Consider the following 17,201-nt stretch of genomic DNA (forward strand, 5'->3'; position numbering starts at 1 on the left):
TGTAAATAAAAGGAGTAATAATGAAAAAAATTGTCTTAGTTGCTGTATTAGTATCGGGTGCATTAATGCTACAAGGTTGTGTAGCGGCTGTTATTGGTGTCGGCGCTGGCGCTACAGCAAAAGTTGCAACCGATCCACGTACTACTGGAACGCAAGTTGATGATACAACGCTCAATACCAGAATGAATAATAAGCTAAGCGAAAATGGTCCTTTCTTTATAGGCTCTCGTATTTCCTCAAGTACCTATGATGGCAATATTATTTTAACTGGCCAAGCGAATGCAGAACAAATTGAAAAGGCTGAACGTCTTGCATATCAAGTTGAAGGTGTGAAGAAAGTTTATAACCAAATTCGCTCAGGTGAGCCTGTCGGTGCTGGAACTATCAGTAATGATATGTGGATAACAACAAAAGTTAAATCTCAACTTATCATGAATTCCAAAACCAAAGCACGTAATATCAAAGTGGTAACTGAAAATGGCGAAGTGTTTTTAATTGGCATTGTTACCAGTGAAGAAGGGCAAGAAGCCGCTAATGTTGCAAGTAAAGTTGCTGGCGTGAAAAAAGTTATTACGTTATTTACCCAACGCTAATCATAAATAATTAAAAAAGGAGAATTTATTCTCCTTTTTTTACATCATTAGTTAACAATTTAATTCGTTCAATCATTTTATCTAGTCCTTGCTGCCTGGATTGACTCAATTCATCAATAATTTTTAACTGATTTAATATCGCGTGAAAATCAAGAGCCTTAATTTGTTCTGCATTTTTATTATTGGCAATCGTAATTAAAACGGCGAGTAATCCTTTAACAATTCGACCTTCGCTGTCACCTTGAAAAATAAATGAATCATCAGGTTGTTTTTTGACGGTTAACCATACTCGATTTTCACAGCCATCAATCTGATTCGCTTCAGTTTTTTGGTCATCAGGAAAATCTGGTAATTGCTTTGATAAAGCAACTAATTGCCGATAACGATCTTGCCAGTTATGTTGCTTAGAAAATAGTTCAAATAGTGGTGATAACATAATAAAACCAGTTAGTAATTAGAGATAAAAGATAAGCGATTAGCGTAAAATCCTAAGTTAAAACCTCAATAGCATTTTTCAGTGCTGTAACAAAACTATCAATGTCTTGCTGATTATTATATGGCATTATTGAAATGCGAATAACCCCATGACAGCCAAGTTTATCCATCAACGGCTTTGCACATAATCCACCTGTTCGAATGGCTATGTTTTGTTCACTTAATAAAATAGCGATATCATTATGATGAATGTTATGCATATTAAAGCTAACTATTGGACTATTTTTAACACTGTAGAATTGGATATGGTTCAATTTACTTAATTTTGATTCAGCGTAATTTGCCAATTGTGTTATATAACCATTTAATTGTGCTTCATCCCATTTTTTTAGCCAATCTAATGTTGCTTTAAAACCAAGTATTCCTGCAATATTTTGGGTACCAGCTTCGAATTTATAAGGCAAATCTTCGACTTCAAAATCTGAAAATGTTGTATTTTTCAACATTTTACCGCCACCTTGCCAAACATCCATCTGTTCTAATAAATGTTGTTTTCCATATAGAACGCCAAGCCCTGTTGGGCCATATAACTTATGGGCAGAAAAAGCGTAAAAATCGATATCTAGCTTTTCAACATCAATTGGCTGATGAACAACACCTTGTGCACCATCTACCACTAAAATGGCATTATGCTGATGGACTAATTGACTAATTTTAACTAAGTCAGGGCAAAAGCCAGTAACATTAGACATCTGGGTTATGGCCACAATTTTAGTTTTGGGTGATAGTAATGATGAAAGTTCATTAACATCAGCAGTCCATTTAATTACCTTTGCACCAGTCTGTTTGGCTACGATCAGCCAAGGTAATAGGTTGCTATGGTGCTCTAATTCGCTGACAATTATTTCATCATCGGCCTGTAGTAAAGGTCTAGCATAACTTTGCGCAATTATATTTATTGATTCGGTGGTTCCACGAGTCCAAACAATTTGTTGGCTTGATTGGCTATGAATAAACTTAGCCACACTTTGCCGAGCTTCACTAATAGCTGTGGTAACTTTTAGTGCATCTTGGTGTAAACTGCGCTGTGCGGTTGCGGTATTATGTGCATAATATTCAACCGTTGTATCAATCATAGTTTGCGGTTTTAACGCAGTAGCAGCCGAATCAAGATAAACAGAGTGATTTAGAGCAGGGAAATCTGCTCTAAATTTTTCAGGTAGTTTATTGTGTAAGTTCAAGTCCAGCAATCCCATTCCAATAACCATTACAGTCTCGTTTATGTTCAATATGTAATGGGTTTGTACCGTCTTCATTGGCTTTAAATTGTTTAACTACATCAAGCGTTTCAATACCAAGTGGTGAAATACGCACAATATCGACTAACCCTTTCATATCTTTCAGATTATTACCTAAATTGTAACAATAACCACTTTGGGTTTGAATGCCATTTAGTACAAACACCTTTTGTTGTTCTTGAGAAAACACTTCTCGTCCTACAGGATATTTTATACAACAGGTTTCACATTTATCTTTTGGTCTATCTTCTGATCTGGCTGTAAAACAACGAGCAGAATAAGCTAATGGTAAATAACCATAACTAAACACTTCAACCTCAAATTTACGATCAATTTTTAAAGAATCAAATTGGTTGAGAACATTATTTAACCAATCACGAGATAGTTCTACGGGCATACACCACCGTACCATACCTTGTTTTTGTAATAATTTTAGCGTAAATGCGTTGTAACAGTTAATCGCTGGGCCAGCGACGAAAGGTACTTTATTATCGTGGGCAATATTAATGGCAGCCAAATCATTAGCTTCAACTAAAAAGTCACCATTATTTACTAATTGTCTTAAATCGTTCAGTTCTGATGGCGCTTCCAGTAATGCAAGGGTAGAGAGTACTACTTGTTTACCAGACTTAGCAATTTCTTTGGCTAAATCTAACCAATTAGGTACTTTCATTTCACGGCGTTTGGTGCATACCGTTTCGCCCATATAAATAATATCAGCTTCGCTATCTTTAGCGGCTTGATAAAAAGATTCAGTTTCAATTTTAGGCCAATAATAAAGCACTGGTCCTAATGCATATTTCATAGTTTTGCTCACTATATTTAAATTCTTGAATAGTCAATTGGCTAGCACATTAATATTGAAAACTACTAAGATTATTATATGTTTATTTTATTTTAAAATTTCAATATCAATGCTGGCCAATTATTGCCATTTACGGTGATAAGCACCTAAAGTTGTTTGAGTCCCTTCTGAAACAGAGCCCAAGGTATCTATCCAATTTTTTTCAGCTTGGAATGCTTGTGGATTCGCTTTATAGCGATCAATAGCTTGTCTCCATACTTTTGTGACTTGTTCTACATAAGCTGGACTGCGTTGCCTTCCTTCAATTTTAACGGAAGCGATATTTGCAGCAAAAAGCTCTGGTAATAGTTCAATTGTATTTAAACTGGTTGGCTCTTCAATTGGATGATAAAGTGTATTTCCAACAAAATAACGTCCCTTACAAAGTGTTGGATAACCAGCATTTTCACCTTGTTTATGACAATCAATTAAAACATTGTTGAGTCTTGATTCAAGCCCTTTATCGGTCTCTTCCCAACGGACAAATTTTGCAGGAGAGCAAGCGCCAACAGTATTTGGCGATTCACCTGTTAGGTATGAAGATAAATAACAGCGACCTTCCGCCATAATACATAAACTACCAAACGCAAAAACCTCTAAAGGTACGGGGGATACTTGTGATAACTGTTTAACTTGATGCATAGATAACACACGTGGTAAAACAATACGATGCACCTGAAAGTTATTATAATAAAACTTAATTGACTCTTCATTGGTTGATGACGCTTGCACCGAGACATGACGTTCAAGGTTCGGATACTTCTCAGCAGCATAATCAAGCATCGCTAAATCAGCAATGATTAAAGCATCAGCACCAATGTTAGCCGCAGTATCAACAGCATATTGCCATCGCTCAAAGTTTTCAGGATGAGCAAAGGTATTAATAGCTATATGTAATTTTTTACCACGCTTGTGAACATAATCTGATGCTTCAACAAGTCGCTTTTCATTAAAATTTAAACCAGCAAAATGGCGAGCATTGGTATCATCTTTTAAACCAATATAGACAGCATCAGCTCCATTATCAATCGCCACTTTTAGGGATGGTAATGAGCCAGCGGGGCAAAGAAGTTCCATAATTATTCCTAACTTAAGTTCGGTATTTTATACGCCATATATTATGCAATAATTCCTGATTTAATGCGAATAGAAAGCGAATTCCCCGACAAAAAAACATGTAACTTTATTTTTAATTTAAGTGTATGTATTAAATGCTATTTTTACTAAAGCAAATGATTATGATTAATAATCATATTGAATTTAAACGGTAATAGTTAATATATGATAATTTACGATGTGATGAGTAAAAAACCAGATATTTATAATTTTAATTTCTGGTTTTTATAATCAAAAAAGAATTTTATAACAGATTAATTAAAATCAATCTTTTATATGGTTAGCATACTATATTGCTAATAATTAATTCTTATTTAAAAGCATCTTCAAGTTGTATGAAATTTTTTTCTGAATTTAATTGAGTTATACAATTGTTGATTAATTTTGAAGTAATATTTTGGACCAACTGATAGTTATTACTTTCCCATGCATCAAAAGTTTTGGTTTTATCATCTAGCGGTAAACTATCGCTAGAACAAGTAAAAGTAAATCCATTGGTTTTAATGAATGTTTGGTAAATAAAATTGTATTTATTATCAGTTATACCATCATAAATTAGTTTAAATTTATAAGGTTGAATAGTTATGGTGTGTTCTTTTTGTTTGTTGGCTTTTATTTTTTTTAATATTGTATATAACTGAGGTTTTAAAAGCTCCATGGTTTTATTTGGTACTGAATTTACATAACTACCTTTTAAATCTGTTTTTGAAAAAGTATTTACATTTCCACCAAGGTTACCAAAAAATGCAGTGGCAAATTGAACCATTTTTACTCCAACAGCTTGTGCTGTATCACCTCGGGTAACAACGTTTAAATAATTATTAGTATCATTAATTACCTGCCCATTAATGGCATTTTCAGTTATTACATTAATATTCGTACCATTATTTAAGGTAATTACTTCTGTTTCTACAATCTTTGTTCTTGGTAATGATTCTCTATTTCCAGAACATCCAAATAATATGAACAAACTACAACTTAATAAAGCGTATTTAAAAATTTTCATAATTTTATGTTTCCTTTTGTATATTTTTATTTCATCAAATTATTTTTTATCTCCATAAATAATAAGTTAATATTTGAAGCATTTTTATTATTGTATTGAATATGACATTTGTCTAGATTTTGTTCATTATATTTCTGAAGAACATATTAGTGTGCTAGTTAAAGCAATTTAATTTGTGAGGGGGTTTATTTTTCAAAGAACGCTAATCTTTTTTCCATATTCCGTTAATTCTTTATCTTTCCTGTTTGATTTTACCCAAGCTAGATAAGCTTTTCGTCTAGCTTTAAAACATTTAGGTTTTATGCAAATAATGTGCTTTTTAAATGGGGAGGGGCTTAGTTTACAAGACGAGAAAGTCTAAACTTAAAATATGCATTTTCATTCGAAAACTTCACAATTTAATATTTACACAGGTATTACACAAAATTTATATTTTCATATTAAATCTATTAAATTCAAGTAAGTATGTTAAATTTATTAAATAGTATAATTATAACTTTTATCATTAAATTTTGTTTTTATATTACGCACCAGCTTATTTATTGCTTAGATTTTTACTTTTGCGATTTCAAATCTAGATCCCAACATAATCTGGCAATAAATCGATAAAACCTTTATACTATGCCCTAAATTTTAGTATGACTTTGTAAGTTTGCTAAATTAACCCGTTCTTTAACATCATCAATTGGAAGAAAATTATGCATCCGATGCTTAATATTGCTATTCGTGCTGCTCGTAAAGCAGGTAATGTTGCCATTAAGGCTTATGAAAATCCTAGTTCAATCGAAATTGATACTAAAGGTGCTAATGATTTTGCGACTAATGCAGATCGTGCCGCTGAAGCTTTGATTATCGAAACAATCAAAAAAGCTTATCCAGATCATACTATTATTGCCGAAGAAAGTGGCCTTGCTAAAGGTAGTGATGCTGATACGCAATGGATAATTGACCCAATTGATGGTACTACAAATTTTATTAAAAATATTCCACATTTCGCTGTTTCTATTGCTGCTCGTGTTAAAGGTAAAACCGAAGTGGCGGTCGTTTATAATCCAATGAGTAATGAGTTGTTTACTGCTGCACGTGGTAAAGGCGCTCAACTTAATGGTTATCGTATTCGTGTAAGTAATGCTAAAGATTTAGAAGGTAGTGTGCTTGCAACAGCTTTCCCTTTTAAAGCGAAACAACATAGTGATAGTTATTTTGCGGTTTTACAAAAGTTATTTACTAAATGTGGTGATTTCCGCCGTACTGGCTCAGCTGCGTTAGATCTCGCTTATGTTGCATCAGGGCGTTTGGATGGCTTTTTTGAAATTGGTTTAAAACCATGGGATATTGCTGCAGGTGAACTGATTTTACGTGAAGCTGGTGGTGTGGTTACCGACTTTGCTGGCGGTAACAATTATATGGTTTCTGGTAATATTGTTGCAGGAAATCCGAAAATTGTTAAAGATTTGCTGGTGACGACTCAAAATGATTGGCCAGAAAAATTGCGTAATTAAGTTTAATTTCTTTCTTTAAATGCAGGGATGTATTGTCCCTGTATCTATACTTGTCATTAACCACGAACAGTAATTTATTGATCTAATGCGGTCATTGAACAATTAACTTGTAAGCCTTGATTATTTAAATAGTCACTGCCCCATAAATACATTGATTCAAGTACTGGTTTTATACTTTTGCCAAAATTAGTTAAAGAATATTCAACTTTAGGTGGTACCACCGGAAAAACCTGTCGATGAATTAAGCCATTTGATTCAAGTTCGCGTAGTTGTTGGGTTAGCATTTTAGCTGTGGCCGTTGGAATTTCTTTGTGTAACTCAGAAAATCTCATGGCGCTTTTGGACATCAATTTCCATAGTATTAGCGATTTATATTTACCACCAATCATATTAATTGTGACATCAACTGGGCAATAGGTAATTGTCTGGTCTTGTTTTTCACAATGGGGGTTGATAATCGAATTATTTTTCACTTGGTTATCTTTACAGTATCTTTTGGGGTAGTATATATCAAAAAGGTACATTCTTGTTAAAAAGATAATTAATACTACAATATCTACCATACCTAAAATCAAGGAATGCCTCAAATGAAAACTATCGAATATAATTTTTTTGTTGAAGAGATGAGCTGCGCATCATGTGTTAGCCGTGTAGAAAAAGCATTAAGAAAGATTGATGGTGTGATTGATGTTAGTGTAAACCTTGCAACTGAAAAGGCCACCGTTAAGGCTAATGCTGATGTTAAATTAGAAACTTTAATGGCCGCAGTTGATAAAGCTGGTTACCATGCAGTGAAGATTTCCGAGCCGGAAATTCACGCTAAAGATGTGAGTAAGCAAGCATCAGTTTGGCCGATTATTATTTCGGTTATATTTGCGATCCCTTTTGTTTTGCCGATGTTACTTGAATTATTTGGAATTCATTGGATGATGCCCGCTTGGTTGCAATTAGTGATTGCTTCGATTGTACAATTTGGACTTGGCGCTAAATTTTATCGTAGTGGTTTTAACGCAGCTAAAGCATTGTCTGGGAATATGGATTTACTTGTTGCAATTGGTACCAGCGCTGCTTATGGACTTTCTCTTTATCAGCTTATTATTGGTCATGCCGATCACCTCTATTTTGAGTCATCAGTGGTTATTATTACTTTAATCTTGATTGGTAAATGGTTAGAGTCAAGGGCCAAACATCAAACGACCCAAGCGATTGAGGCACTTTCTGCACTTCGCCCTGAAGTGGCATTAGTTCGACAAGGGGAGCAAGAGGTGAGTTTGCCAATAAATCAGGTTAAGGTTAATGATGTGGTGGTTATTAAACCCGGTGAGCGAATCCCAGTTGATGGTATTGTTATTGAAGGCACATCAAGTTGTGATGAATCTATGTTGACTGGGGAAAGTTTTCCGGTTACTAAAACACTCAATAGTACCGTAACCGGCGGAACTATAAATGGTGAAGGACTATTAATTGTTAAAACAACCGCTATTCAAGCTGATTCTATGTTGTCTAAGATTATTGCTATGGTTGAGTCAGCCCAAGCGAAAAAAGCACCAATTCAGCGTATTGTGGATCGGATTAGTGCTATTTTTGTACCCGTCATTTTATTGATTGCTTTAATTACACTGCTTGCTTGGGGCTTTATTTCTCATGATTGGCAGCAAGCTTTACTTCATGCGGTTGCGGTGTTAGTGATTGCTTGCCCATGTGCGCTAGGGTTAGCAACGCCAACAGCCATAATGGTTGGTACGGGGGTTGCTGCTCGTCATGGTATTTTGATTAAAGATGCCGAAGCACTTGAGACCTTACATAACATTAATACTGTAGCATTTGATAAAACTGGCACATTAACGATTGGTAAACCAGAGTTAGTAGAGCTAGATGTGCTGGGTATGGAAACTGCCGATCAAATCCTTTCTGTCGCAGCATCTATGCAAGCGGGTAGTGAACACCCACTTGCTAAAGCAGTATTGGCGAAGGCTAAATCTTATAGTTATGCACAAAATATTACATCCATCACTGGTTCAGGAGTGATGGCAACGATTGATAGTCATGAATATTATTTAGGCAGTCTGCGTTGGATGAAAACGTTAAATGCCTATTTTGTCGATATGCAGGATAAAGTTAATGAGCTTACGCAAAAAGGTTACACAATCTCATTTTTAGCCAAACAGCAATCAGAAAATAGTATTGTGATATTAGCCATATTCGGTTTTTCTGATGTGATTAAGCCTGAAGCGAAAAGTGCTATTGATGCATTACGTCAATTAAAGGTAAATACGGTTATGTTAACCGGTGACAATCAACAAGCTGCTAATTATGTAGGACAGCAATTAAATTTAGATAAAGTTATTGCTGAAGTTTTGCCTCAAGATAAAGCGAACTATATTTATCAATTACAAAAAGATAGCCAAAACAATAATAAAGTTGCCATGGTTGGTGATGGTATCAATGACGCACCGGCTTTAGCTGCCGCTGATATTGGTATTGCAATGGGGACGGGAACTGATGTGGCAATGCATACAGCCAGTATCACTTTAATGCGTGGCAATCTATTTTTAATTGCCGATGCTATCGATATTTCTCGAAGAACTTATAATAAAATTAAACAAAACCTATTTTGGGCGTTTTTATATAATTTAATTGGCATACCTCTCGCTGCTTTAGGCTTTTTAAATCCAATGATAGCCGGTGCAGCAATGGCACTGAGCAGTGTGAGTGTGGTGACAAATGCGTTGTTGTTGAAGCGATGGAAAGCTCGTTCTGAAACAAAATAATTTGATATTTTATAAATTGAGGAGACGTATTGTCTCCTTATTTTTTAATTTATAAGATTAAACCCAATTTGTGATCCTTTTCCTTGCTCAGTAACAAATACCCCAACTGCGGTAATGAGTTGTTCATTATAATAAATTAAGGGAATACGCGTGCGCATCCAAGGTGGAATATGATGCTCTTGCCACAATTTTTTTATCGATCGCGATCCCTTGCGTTGAACAATTTGAAATTCTCCTTGAGCATGAAATCGGACTGATACGGTTTCATCATTTTGTGGTAAACGACAAGTTAAATCGGTTTGGTTATTGAGTTGTAATATACCTAAATTATCCGGCAAGGTTAGCGAAGCGGTTAAATCCCAAGGTAAAATTTGTTGCTCAATATCTTGATACAAAGGCAACAAATAGAGCTGATTTTGATATCGGCGAATTTGCCAATTATGTAAAATAAATCGCGGGTTAGCATCTTGTTTAGCTTGAATAACTGTATGCCAAATTAGTGAAAGTTGCTTTTGGCTTGGCATTCCAATATGTTGCTCTTTGAACCACATTCGCAACATTGCATTACGTTTATATTCTGAATAATCATATAATGGTTGAAGGTTAAGTTGCTTCTTATCGCCAATAATGTCTTTAAATTCTGGAAATAGAATTTCATGTATTAATGCTTCTTGCTGTTGGCATAACTCTGCACTGCGAGCGACCATTTGTGAAAAATGAGGCCAACGATGATTAAGTGTTGGCAGAACATTTAAACGTAAAAAGTTGCGATCATAATGGTCATCTTGATTACTTTCGTCCTCTATCCAACTTAATTGGTGTTGATTGGCATATTGCTCAATTTCTTGACGAGAAATTGTGAGTAATGGTCGAAGGTGTTGACCATTTTCAAGTGGCATACTTGACAATCCAGCCGGACCACTGCCACGTTTTAAGGCTAGAAAGAACGTTTCGCTCTGATCATCAAGATGCTGAGCAGTACATAAAAACTCATTATGTTTTAAATGTTGATAAATGGCTTGATAACGGGCTTCTCTAGCTTGTTCTTCAATATTGCCGGCCGTTTTATCAAGTTTGACTTTTTCAATAATCAAAGGGACTTGCCAAACTAGGCATTGTTGTTTGCAATGTTCAGCCCAATTATCGGCATTTTGACTCAAACCATGATGGATATAAATTGCTCTGAGTTGCAAATTTTGTAACTGTCGCTTTAAATTGACTAATGCTTGCATTAAAACGGTTGAATCGACCCCACCACTAAAAGCAACTAGTAGCGATTTCCGACCGTTTAGATGTTGTAAAATAGTTTGTTCAATCACATTGTCGTTCTTTGTTTGATGACCCATCTGCTATCCATTTATACTAAACTTTGTAATGCATTAACCTTGTTTTTATGTAGTTTGATCCTATCCAAACCGGCAGCCAAATCGGCAATTAAATCATCAGGATCTTCAAGACCGATATGTAATCGGATTAACGTACCAGTGAAATCAATGCCGGATATTGGTCGTATTTTTGCTAGATCTTCGGGTTGGTTGGCCAATATTAGTGATTCGAATCCACCCCATGAATATGCCATTGAGAAGTGAGTCATATTATCTAAGAAATCAGATAATTGCACTTCGCTTAAATGATCGTTAAGTACAAAGGAAAATAGACCACTAGCGCCACTAAAATCACGTTTAAAAAACTCATGCCCTTTACAACTTTCGAGTGCTGGATGATTAACGGTTGCCACTTTGGGGTGATTAGCTAACCAATTTGCCACTTTTATACTGCTTTCATGATGTTGTTTTAATCTAACGGCTAAAGTTCGCAATCCTCGTGCTGCCATATAAGCGGTATCTGCATCACACATTTGCCCCATTAAATAAGAACGTTCACGTAATTTATCCCAACAGCGTTGATTAGCTACAGCCGTTCCTAACATGGCATCTGAGTGACCAATTAAATACTTTGTACCGGCTTGAATTGAGATATCAACATCGTGCTCTAATGCTTTAAATAAAACACCTGCTCCCCATGTATTATCCATCATAATTACAATTTCTGGATTCACGCTGCGGATTGCTTTAACAATTGCAGGCACATCATGCAGTTCCATGGTAATTGAGCTTGGTGATTCAAGAAATACCACTTTAGTATTCGGTTTTATATATTTAGTAATATATCGACCAATGAGTGGCGGGAAATAATCAGTTTCCACGCCAAAATCTTTAAGTATATGCTCGCAAAATTCTTGGGTTGGTTCGTAACTGGCTTCCGATACCAGAATATGATCTCCTGCTTTTACAAAAGCTAAAATGGCATTTGCAATTGCTGCTGCTCCACAAGGATATAGGTAACAGCCTGCTCCTCCCTCTATTTCTACCATGGCATCTTGCAAAGCAAAATGAGTTAAAGTGCCACGACGACCGTAAAATAGAGCCCCTTTAGTACGATTTTCCATTGCTTCTTTTTTTGCTTTGATTGAATCAAAAACTAGCGATGAAGCTCGCTGAATAACGGAATTGACTGCACCTTGGGTATAGCGTTTTTTTCGACCAGCATGAACTAATTTTGTTTGTAATGACATGATGCATCCTTAGTGATCTGATAAATTTCGATAACAGTTAGCATAGCATGCTGTTAAAATAGTAAAAAATAATTTTTGTTTAAACTGGCTTACACACATGGTAATTGTCAAACTTGCCCATTTAGATTCAGTCGAATTAAATTATTCTCTGTTATCACCACAAGTTATTAATGATGCGGAATCGTTAAATGGAACACGTAAAAAACAGTTTTTAGCTTGCCGTTCAATATTAGCGAGTTTGCTTAAACAGTATTGCCATATTGATACTTTACCGAGGATGATAATCGGCGACAATAATCGCCCAAGCTTTTTAGATAGTCATCTTCCTGATTTTAATATCAGCCATAGCCAAGATTGGGTAGCCGTTGCAATTTCGCTTAATGGTAAAGTTGGGCTCGATATTGAAGTTTCTCGACAACGTCAAAATTACCTGAATGTTGCCAAAAGTTTTTTTGCTAATGATGAATATCAGTGGATGTTAGCGCAAAGTAATACTTTAAACGCCTTTTGGCAACTTTGGACATTAAAAGAATCGGCACTTAAATTATATGCCAAAGGGGTTTGGCAAATGAAATTGGTAAAAGTAGATATTGAAAACCAATTAATTAGCGCGCCGTTTGGTCAGCATTTTTATTATTATTATCAACAACAGGCCCCCGTTCATCTTGCTGTAAATCATGATAAACCTATCACAAAATTTATCTTACAATCTTAATGCATTAGCCAATTGCTACAGATAGCTTTATGATAAATGTATGGTGGCTGTCCAAACAATTAAGCTGATCTAAATCAGATAAATATCTTGAAGAATTTTTCTGTTTTTATTGTCCAATTGATATTCTTTTGCTAACCAGTTATCAATCGTGTCATAACGTTTTTTTATTTCATCAATAGCTGCGGTTAAAAACTCTTTTTTAGCCGCAAAAATGATTTTATGCTTTTCAAATTCTTCAGGCGATAATTTACTTTTATTTTCGCTAAGTACCGCTTCACGATAGTCGTTTAAATAGCGTTCGGTAAGCAAATAATCTTGCATAACAACCTCTTCGCTCACACCTAAAGCAAAAAGGGTTAAAGCTACTCCAACACCTGTTCTATCTTTACCTACAGCACAGTGTTGTACTAAAGGTTTTCCGTTAGCATTAAGTAATAGTGATGTTAACTTTTTATACGCAAGATTATTAAAAGGTAACAATTGATAAAGCTTAACCATAAAATCAAACGGTGAGTATTTTTTTAACACAAAAATATCCTTACCTTGTTCACTGGTTAAGCTTGCTGTAAATTCATCACTTAATGGATTGGCAGGGATATTAATATATTGGCTATTGTTCCAAAGATTATCTGGATGACGATCGATTTCATGTTGATCGCGATAATCTAAAACATAATGTAAATTAAGCTCATCAGATAAAAAATCTTTTTCATCATCATTTAGGCGTGAAAACTCACCTGAACGATACAACATTCCAGTTCGAATTTGGCGACCATCACTAGTTTTAATTCCACCTAAGTCACGAAAATTGATTCCATTTTTGATCGGTACAACTGATGTCATTATAGGTCCTTATTTATGCTTAACTTTGCTTGCTATATTAGCATGTTTCTGATTAGAATTGATTCATTGTTTTCGCATTATTATTGCTTGAGGAATTTATTATGTCGATGTTATCTATATTACTTTCGGAAAAACCTGCTCCATCAAAGTGGGGTAAAGATGCATTACTTAGTTTTTCAGAAGATGCTGTTACTATTCATTATCGACCTGAGCATCGGCATGGTGCTATTCAACGAGCTGCACGAAAACTAGATAATCAAGGTATTAGATCGGTTAAATTGAGTGGTGACAATTGGGATTTAGAGTCATGTTGGCATTTTTGGATGGGTTATCGTAATGCCAAGAATAATAATAAAATCAGTTGGTCAAAGCTAAGTAATAAAGATAAACAAGAACTAAAAAATCGCTTAGCCATTATTGATTGGTGTCGAGACATTGTTAATCAACAAGCGGAAACATTAAGCCCTTTCGAACTGGCAACGCAAAGTGCAAACTTAATTAGCCATTATTCCTCTGATGTAGCTTATAACATTATTTCAGGTGAAGCATTAAAAGAGCAAGATTATATGGGGATCTACACAGTTGGCAAAGGGTCTCAACGACCGGCTGCCTTGCTTGAGCTTGATTATAATCCTACTAAAAATCCTAAAGCACCAATCATTGCTTGCTTAGTTGGCAAAGGAATTACTTTTGATTCAGGTGGATATAGCTTGAAACCAAGCAGTTTTATGGAATCAATGCGATCAGATATGGGGGGAGCAGCATTGGTGACAGGGGCGCTAGCCCTTGCGATTGCACGTGGAGTTAAGCACCGTATTAAACTTTATTTATGCTGTGCAGATAATTTGGTAAGTGGTAATGCTTTCAAACTTGGCGATATCATTCGTTATCGTAATGGTAAAACAGTGGAAGTTGATAACACTGATGCCGAAGGTCGCTTGGTTTTAGCTGACGGATTAATTAGCGCTGATAATGATAAGCCTCGCTATATTATCGATTGTGCCACCCTTACAGGAGCAGCAAAAATCGCGGTTGGTAACGATTATCAATCATTACTTACGTTTGATGATAGCTTTGCTAACCAGCTATTAGCAAGTAGCCAAGCTGAACATGAAGCCTTTTGGCGATTACCATTAGCTGATTTTCATCGAGCCCAATTCCCATCTTCGTTTGCAGATATGGCAAATTCTGGATTACCGAACACCGCTGGTGCAAGTACAGCAGCGGCATTTTTATCCTATTTTATTAAAAATTATAAAAAAAATTGGCTCCACATTGACTGCTCAGCAACCTTTCGTAAAAGCGCAACCGCATTATGGGCAACAGGTGCAACAGGTATTGGTATAAGAACACTTGCTAATTTATTAAGCAAATTGTATTAAATTGTAATAAAATTGAATCGCTAAGTTATTTATAAATATATAAGGAATGAGGAATAGTATGAAAAAGTTATTAACACTGATAACCCTTTTATTTTCAGTTTCTGTCTATGCAAGTGATTGTAAAACAGAATTTGAAAAAGAAAATTTTGAAAAAGCTTTTAATGCTTGTACAAAAGAAGCGACGAATGGTGACTCTGTTGCACAATTTTATTTAGGGGTTATGTATGACAAAGGCGAAGGTACTGAAGAAGATAAACAAAAAGCTTTCGAATGGTACTCTAAAAGTGCAGAACAAGGTGACTCTGATGCGCAATTTAATTTAGCGGTTCTGTATGATGATGGCGAGGGTGTAGAGCAGGATAAAGAAAAAGCTATATTGTGGTATACAAAATCGGCAGAACAAGGTGATGCTGATGCTCAGCATAATTTAGCTATTATGTATGATGAAGGTGATGGTATAGCTCAAGACAAAAAAAAGGCAGCATTTTGGTATAAAAAAGCAGCAGACCAGGGCAAAGCTGAATCAATGAATAATTTAGCTGTTATGTACTATGAGGGCGAAGGTGTTGAAAAAGATAAAACTTTAGCCAAAAAGTATCTAAAACAAGCTTGTTCATTGGGGCTACAGATTGCTTGTGATAATACTTTGTAGAAATAATTAAATAAATTAGAAAAACTATCTTCAATATGAAGATAGTTTTACACAAAAGCATTTATTCCAATTAATTGAAAAGCGTTTGATTATCTTTAATCTTGATAATTAAAGGTGAATTTAAGAATTGTTTATAATATTTATCAATAATTTTATAGGTACTAAATTTCTGATTAAACTATTGTTGATAATAGTGAAATAAGGAAAGCCATGAAAAAAATATTATGGATTATATTATTATTTTTTCCCTCTGTTCACGCTAGCCAGTGCGAACTAAGTTTTCATAAAATAAATTTTGAAAAGTTTTTTGCTCAATGTCATCAAGAAGCAGAACAAAATAACCCTAATGCTCAATTCAATTTAGCACTTGTATATGATGAGGGTAAAGGCGTTGGGCAAGATAAACAAAAAGCAGCTTATTGGTATACTAAAGCGGCAGAACTAGGTCACCTTGAAGCCCAATTCAATTTAGCGCAGATGTATTATCAAGGCGATGGAATTGAGCAGGATAAACAAAAAACTCTTTTTTGGTACACTAAAGCTGCAGAACAAGGTTACTTAAATGCTCAAAATAATTTAGCAGCTATGTATTTTAATGGTGAAGGAACCGAAGCGGATAAACAAAAGGCATTTTTCTGGTTTGAAAAAGCGGCAGCACAAGGTAATCCTTTTTCACAGTACAATGTCGCTATCATGTACTATAATGGTAACGGAGTGGAGCAAAATAGATCGTTAGCTAAAGAGTATTTCAAGCAGTCTTGTGATCAAGCTTTTCAAAAGGCTTGTGACGAATTAGAAAAATAATACTATTATTTGATGATTTGAGAAAAACCACCTTAAATCATTAAGATGGTTTGCATGAAATATTTATTGGTTTTAAATAAACTTATTGTTTATCTTCAACAACTGTAACTTTTTTAATATAAACTGGCTCAACAGGCACATTTTGATGTGGTCCCATACGTTTAGTTGGTACATTCACAATTTTATCAACAATATCCATTCCTTTGGTGACTTTTCCAAAAACAGCATAGCCATATTTTTCTGGTCCTTGGTAGTTGAGGAAATCGTTATTCACAACATTAATGAAGAATTGGCTAGTTGCGCTATCTACAGCATTGGTTCTTGCCATTGCGATAGTTCCACGATCATTTTTTAAGCCATTATTAGCTTCATTTTTGATGGGTTGTTTAGTTTCTTTAAATTTTAATTGATCATCAGCACCACCACCTTGAATCATAAATCCAGGAATGACACGATGGAATGTTAGATTTTCGTAATAACCACTATTAGCATAATCAAGAAAGTTTTTCGTAGTGATTGGAGCATGTTCGCTATCTAACTCAACTTCAATATCGCCCATGCTGGTTTGAATTAATACTTTAGTATCAGCCAAAGTAATGGTTGAAAAGAGGGTTAATAATATTCCTATAAATAACGCTTTGATTTTTTTCATTTTATGAATCCTT

The 17,201-nt window shown here is 35.0% G+C and carries 17 protein-coding genes; 7 read left to right on the plus strand and 10 right to left on the minus strand.

Annotation, left to right across the window (positions count from 1 at the left end; translation table 11 throughout):
* Positions 1 to 20 precede the first annotated feature (20 nt).
* Positions 21 to 593 carry a division/outer membrane stress-associated lipid-binding lipoprotein gene (dolP, locus tag J3U18_RS07940; protein ID WP_220225325.1) on the plus strand — a complete coding sequence of 191 codons (573 nt, stop codon included), beginning with the start codon at positions 21 to 23 and terminating at the stop codon, positions 591 to 593.
* A 25-nt stretch (positions 594 to 618) separates the two neighbouring features.
* On the opposite strand, the gene csdE is transcribed toward dolP, so the two are convergent.
* The 5 genes from csdE to J3U18_RS07965 all read right to left on the minus strand — a co-directional run bounded on the left by csdE (position 619) and on the right by J3U18_RS07965 (position 5,292).
* Positions 619 to 1,029 carry a cysteine desulfurase sulfur acceptor subunit CsdE gene (gene csdE / locus J3U18_RS07945; protein WP_267353557.1) on the minus strand — a complete coding sequence of 137 codons (411 nt, stop codon included), beginning with the start codon at positions 1,027 to 1,029 and terminating at the stop codon, positions 619 to 621.
* A gap of 52 nt (positions 1,030 to 1,081) precedes the next feature.
* Positions 1,082 to 2,296, minus strand: a complete 1,215-nt coding sequence (csdA, locus tag J3U18_RS07950; protein ID WP_267353558.1) for a cysteine desulfurase CsdA — start codon at positions 2,294 to 2,296, stop codon at positions 1,082 to 1,084.
* The gene (locus J3U18_RS07955; RefSeq protein WP_220225322.1) at positions 2,253 to 3,131 is read right to left on the minus strand and encodes a U32 family peptidase; all 879 of its coding nucleotides are present in this window, start codon (positions 3,129 to 3,131) and stop codon (positions 2,253 to 2,255) included. The genes csdA and J3U18_RS07955 overlap by 44 nt, the downstream gene beginning before the upstream one ends.
* Positions 3,132 to 3,251: 120 nt before the next feature.
* Complete coding sequence (ubiU, locus tag J3U18_RS07960) at positions 3,252 to 4,247, minus strand: ubiquinone anaerobic biosynthesis protein UbiU (RefSeq protein WP_267353559.1); 996 nt, start codon at positions 4,245 to 4,247, stop codon at positions 3,252 to 3,254.
* Between the two features lie 349 nt (positions 4,248 to 4,596).
* Positions 4,597 to 5,292, minus strand: coding sequence for a hypothetical protein (locus J3U18_RS07965; RefSeq protein WP_065563760.1), 696 nt, complete (start codon positions 5,290 to 5,292; stop codon positions 4,597 to 4,599).
* Between the two features lie 698 nt (positions 5,293 to 5,990).
* On the opposite strand from J3U18_RS07965, the gene suhB reads away from it, so the two are divergent.
* Positions 5,991 to 6,794, plus strand: coding sequence for an inositol-1-monophosphatase (gene suhB / locus J3U18_RS07970; protein ID WP_065734990.1), 804 nt, complete (start codon positions 5,991 to 5,993; stop codon positions 6,792 to 6,794).
* Positions 6,795 to 6,868: 74 nt separating this feature from the next.
* On the opposite strand, the gene J3U18_RS07975 is transcribed toward suhB, so the two are convergent.
* Positions 6,869 to 7,183, minus strand: coding sequence for a winged helix-turn-helix transcriptional regulator (locus J3U18_RS07975; protein WP_416379940.1), 315 nt, complete (start codon positions 7,181 to 7,183; stop codon positions 6,869 to 6,871).
* A 198-nt stretch (positions 7,184 to 7,381) separates the two neighbouring features.
* Between J3U18_RS07975 and J3U18_RS07980 the strand changes: the two genes are divergently transcribed.
* The gene (locus J3U18_RS07980; RefSeq protein WP_267353560.1) at positions 7,382 to 9,565 is read left to right on the plus strand and encodes a heavy metal translocating P-type ATPase; all 2,184 of its coding nucleotides are present in this window, start codon (positions 7,382 to 7,384) and stop codon (positions 9,563 to 9,565) included.
* Between the two features lie 44 nt (positions 9,566 to 9,609).
* On the opposite strand, the gene tilS is transcribed toward J3U18_RS07980, so the two are convergent.
* On the minus strand, positions 9,610 to 10,911 hold the full coding sequence (gene tilS / locus J3U18_RS07985; RefSeq protein ID WP_267353562.1) for a tRNA lysidine(34) synthetase TilS: 1,302 nt from the start codon (positions 10,909 to 10,911) through the stop codon (positions 9,610 to 9,612).
* Between the two features lie 11 nt (positions 10,912 to 10,922).
* The gene (metC, locus tag J3U18_RS07990) at positions 10,923 to 12,140 is read right to left on the minus strand and encodes a cystathionine beta-lyase (protein WP_065734987.1); all 1,218 of its coding nucleotides are present in this window, start codon (positions 12,138 to 12,140) and stop codon (positions 10,923 to 10,925) included.
* A 97-nt stretch (positions 12,141 to 12,237) separates the two neighbouring features.
* Between metC and J3U18_RS07995 the strand changes: the two genes are divergently transcribed.
* Positions 12,238 to 12,855 (plus strand): 4'-phosphopantetheinyl transferase family protein, encoded by a 618-nt coding sequence (locus J3U18_RS07995; protein WP_267353563.1) that lies wholly within the window; start codon positions 12,238 to 12,240, stop codon positions 12,853 to 12,855.
* Between the two features lie 69 nt (positions 12,856 to 12,924).
* Here the strand turns inward: J3U18_RS07995 and J3U18_RS08000 are convergent, their stop codons facing one another.
* A complete protein-coding gene (locus tag J3U18_RS08000; RefSeq protein WP_267353564.1) occupies positions 12,925 to 13,698 on the minus strand; it encodes a tyrosine-protein phosphatase in 774 nt (257 codons plus the stop codon).
* Positions 13,699 to 13,799: 101 nt separating this feature from the next.
* Between J3U18_RS08000 and pepB the strand changes: the two genes are divergently transcribed.
* The 3 genes from pepB (at position 13,800) to J3U18_RS08015 (ending at position 16,536) form a co-directional block, all read left to right on the plus strand.
* Positions 13,800 to 15,080 (plus strand): aminopeptidase PepB, encoded by a 1,281-nt coding sequence (pepB, locus tag J3U18_RS08005; protein ID WP_267353565.1) that lies wholly within the window; start codon positions 13,800 to 13,802, stop codon positions 15,078 to 15,080.
* A gap of 58 nt (positions 15,081 to 15,138) precedes the next feature.
* Positions 15,139 to 15,732 (plus strand): tetratricopeptide repeat protein, encoded by a 594-nt coding sequence (locus tag J3U18_RS08010; RefSeq protein ID WP_267353567.1) that lies wholly within the window; start codon positions 15,139 to 15,141, stop codon positions 15,730 to 15,732.
* A 210-nt stretch (positions 15,733 to 15,942) separates the two neighbouring features.
* Positions 15,943 to 16,536 carry a tetratricopeptide repeat protein gene (locus tag J3U18_RS08015; protein ID WP_267353569.1) on the plus strand — a complete coding sequence of 198 codons (594 nt, stop codon included), beginning with the start codon at positions 15,943 to 15,945 and terminating at the stop codon, positions 16,534 to 16,536.
* A gap of 82 nt (positions 16,537 to 16,618) precedes the next feature.
* Here J3U18_RS08015 and J3U18_RS08020 read toward each other — a convergent pair whose 3' ends face one another.
* Complete coding sequence (locus tag J3U18_RS08020) at positions 16,619 to 17,188, minus strand: peptidylprolyl isomerase (protein ID WP_416380395.1); 570 nt, start codon at positions 17,186 to 17,188, stop codon at positions 16,619 to 16,621.
* Positions 17,189 to 17,201: the final 13 nt, after the last annotated feature.

This window comes from Gilliamella sp. B3482 (assembly GCF_026536805.1).
Taxonomy (GTDB): domain Bacteria; phylum Pseudomonadota; class Gammaproteobacteria; order Enterobacterales; family Orbaceae; genus Gilliamella; species Gilliamella apicola_E.